Annotated in this window: 1 protein-coding gene; it reads left to right on the top strand. The window is 52.8% G+C overall.

Annotated features, from left to right (window positions below; genetic code table 11):
- Positions 1 to 583: UvrD-helicase domain-containing protein (locus ACXJ5O_RS29275; RefSeq protein ID WP_457302958.1), on the top strand; the 583-nt coding region annotated here is incomplete at both ends.

Below are 583 nucleotides of genomic sequence, written 5' to 3'. Positions count from 1 at the left end.
ACGCGAGGAAGCGCTGCGAGCGGCGTTCCTGAAAGCGACGGGTGATCCCAAAAGCGGTTCCTATATCGCAACCAAGGGGGTGACGGACCATTATCCGGATTTTATCGATCGTTACGATCAAGCGGCACAACGCGTATTCCAGGGTTTGGACCGTCTTAAACAATGGCGCGTGCTTCGCCTTACCCTTTCCGCATTGGTTCTGATTGACGACCTGCTCGGTCGTTATCAGCAGATGAAAAAGACGCATGGTCTGCTCGATTTCGACGATCTGATTGTGCGTACAGTGAGATTGCTGTCGCGTCAGGATGCTGGACCATGGGTACAATACAAGCTCGACAAGGGTATCGATCATATTCTGGTCGATGAGGCGCAGGATACGAGCCCCAACCAATGGCGTGTCATACTTCTGCTCAGCGCGGAATTTTTTGCCGGCAAATCCGCCCGCGACATCCGGCGCACGCTGTTTGCCGTCGGTGACGAAAAGCAATCCATTTATTCGTTTCAGGGCGCTGTTCCTGAGGATTTTGCCAAGCATGGCAGGGAGACCGAAAGAAACACCAGGCAATCTGAATTGAGTTTTGAG

The organism is Phyllobacterium sp. P5_D12 (assembly GCF_054049495.1).
The sequence above is the reverse complement of the archived record's forward strand: the minus strand, read 5'-3'. Positions and strand labels throughout refer to the sequence as shown.